Genomic DNA, 2,410 nt, shown 5'->3' on the forward strand with positions numbered 1-2,410 from the left:
GCCCGAGCGCGCCATGATCAGCGCGTCGGCCGGGCCCACGGCGCCGCCATCCGGCAGGCGCTGCATCTCGCCATTGTCGAGTTTTCGCACGCGCGTATCGGCCGCGCCGCGAAAATGGATCACCTCGACGTCGGGAAACAGTCTGCGCGCATAGGCCGCGCGACGCACGGCATTGGTGCCGATCTTGAACCCCTTGCCACCTGACCGACGCAGCGCTTCCCATGTCACGCCGTCGCGCAGCACCAGGGCATCACCAGGAGGATCGCGCGACAGCGTGGCGCCGATGACGAGGCCCGGCGTGTCCTCGTTGCCCGGCATGTCCTTCAGCGAGTGCATCGCCGCCTGCAATTCGCCCGACAGCACGGCAGCGCGGATCTGCGCCACGAAGGCGCCGCCCTTGCCGCCATGGGGCAACAGCTTGCTGGTCTGGTCGAGGTCGCCCGTGGTGTCGAACTTGACGATCTCGACGTCGAGACCGGGCACAGCGGCGGTCAGGCGGCGCGCGATCTCTTCCGTCTGTGCCAGCGCCATCGCGCTCTTGCGTGTGCCGATCCGAAGTCGAATAGCCAAGCTGTCGTCCTTTCACTGCGCGAGATTACCGCGCATCCTCCAATATCATGTCGGAAGCCTTTTCGGCGATCATGATGATCGGCGCGTTGGTGTTCCCGGACACGAGGTCCGGCATGACCGAGCCGTCGACGACGCGAAGGCCTTCAAGGCCCCTCACCTTCAGCCGCTGGTCAACCACGGCGAGCGCATCATTGCCCATACGACAGGTCGAGGTCGGATGGTAGATGGTGCTGCCGCGCTCGCGGCAATAATCCAGCAGCTCGGCATCCGTGGATACCTTCGCGCCGGGGTCGTACTCGCTGACCACAAAGGGCTTCATCGCCGGCGCATTCAGGATCTGGCGCAGGATCTTCAGGCCCTCGACGTTGGTGGTGCGGTCGGTCTCGGTCGACATGTAATTGATGCGGATTTCCGGCGGCACGCTCGGATCGGCGCTCTTGATGCGCAAGGTTCCGCGGCTTTCGGGACGGAGCTGACAGACCGACGCAGTGAAGCCGGAAAAGTCGTGCAACTTCTCGCCCATCTTGTCGGTCGAGAACGGGAGGAAATGCACCTGGATGTCAGGCGAGGCCAGCCGCGGGCTGGTCTTGAAGAACGCGCCCGCGGTGCCGGCCGCGATGGTCAGCCAACCCTTACGGAACAGCGCATAGCGCGCGCCGGCCATGGTACGACGGAGCGGATGATTGACGGTGTCGTTCAGCGTGATCTTCTGCGAGCAGCGCATCACGATGCGGACCTGCATGTGGTCCTGGAGGTCGTGACCGACGCCCGGCGCGTCCAGCACGACATCGATGCCATGCTTGCGCAGGAGATCGGCGGGACCGACGCCGGAGAGCTGCAGCAGCTGCGGCGAGTTGTAGGCTCCGCTCGACAGCACGATCTCCTTGCGGGCCCGGGCGCGGCGGGTTTGCGCGCCTTGCCGATATTCGACGCCGACGGCGCGGCGGCCCTCGAACAGCACGCGCTGGCCGAGCGCTCCAGTTTCGATCTTGAGGTTGCCGCGGGACTTTGCCGGGCCGAGATAGGCCACCGAGGTCGAAGCGCGGCGGCCGTTGCGCGTCGTGGTCTGGAACAGGCCGACGCCTTCTTGCGTGGCACCGTTGAAATCGGGGTTGTAGGGCAGACCGGTCTCGACCGCGGCGTCGATGAAGGCCTTTGACAGCGGATCGGTCACGACCATGTTGGACACCGGCAGCGGACCGCCGCTGCCATGATACTGATCGGCCCCCCGCGACTGGTTCTCGGCCTTCTTGAAATAGGGCAGCACGTCGTCATAGCCCCAGCCGGTGTTGCCGAGCTGGCGCCAGCGGTCATAGTCCTCGTGCTGGCCGCGGACATAGAGCAGGCCGTTGATCGAGCTCGATCCGCCCAGCGTCTTGCCGCGCGGCTGAAAAACCTGGCGGCCCTTCAGCTCGGGCTCCGGCTCGGTCTGGTACATCCAGTTGACGGTCTTCTCCTTGAACAGCTTGCCGTAGCCGAGCGGGACGTGGATCCAGATGTTGGAATCCTTTGGGCCGGCCTCGAGCAGCAGGACGCTGTGCTTGCCGTTCGCGGAAAGCCGGTTAGCGAGGACACAGCCGGCGGAGCCTGCGCCGACGATGATGTAGTCGAATTCGGGATCGCTTGGTTCGAGGGAAGAATTTGCGGTCATCTGTTGCTAGTCTTCTTGTTGCTGTGGACGTTTCCGTTTCGTCACTTAGCACAATCATTCCCGCACGCGCAGCGCCTCGACCAGCGACTTGAACGCACGGGCATATTCCGCGCCCGCCCTTGCGATATCCGTGCGTCCGGCGCAGGCGACCGCGGCCTCCGTCACCGCGCCGAGCAGCAGCCGCGCCAG

Annotated in this window: 1 protein-coding gene and 2 pseudogenes; all 3 read right to left on the reverse strand. The window is 65.2% G+C overall.

Annotation, left to right across the window (positions count from 1 at the left end; all coding sequences use genetic code 11):
• Positions 1-570: pseudogene (locus MOV74_RS36060) on the reverse strand (hydroxymethylbilane synthase); the annotation flags it as partial.
• A 25-nt stretch (positions 571-595) separates the two neighbouring features.
• Positions 596-2,221: a GMC family oxidoreductase gene (locus tag MOV74_RS36065; RefSeq protein WP_246932026.1), complete on the reverse strand. Its 1,626-nt coding sequence runs from the start codon at positions 2,219-2,221 to the stop codon at positions 596-598.
• 54 nt (positions 2,222-2,275) lie between these two features.
• A pseudogene (locus MOV74_RS41080) lies at positions 2,276-2,410 on the reverse strand (TetR/AcrR family transcriptional regulator); the annotation flags it as partial.

This window comes from Bradyrhizobium sp. SHOUNA76 (assembly GCF_023006445.1).
GTDB lineage: Bacteria > Pseudomonadota > Alphaproteobacteria > Rhizobiales > Xanthobacteraceae > Bradyrhizobium.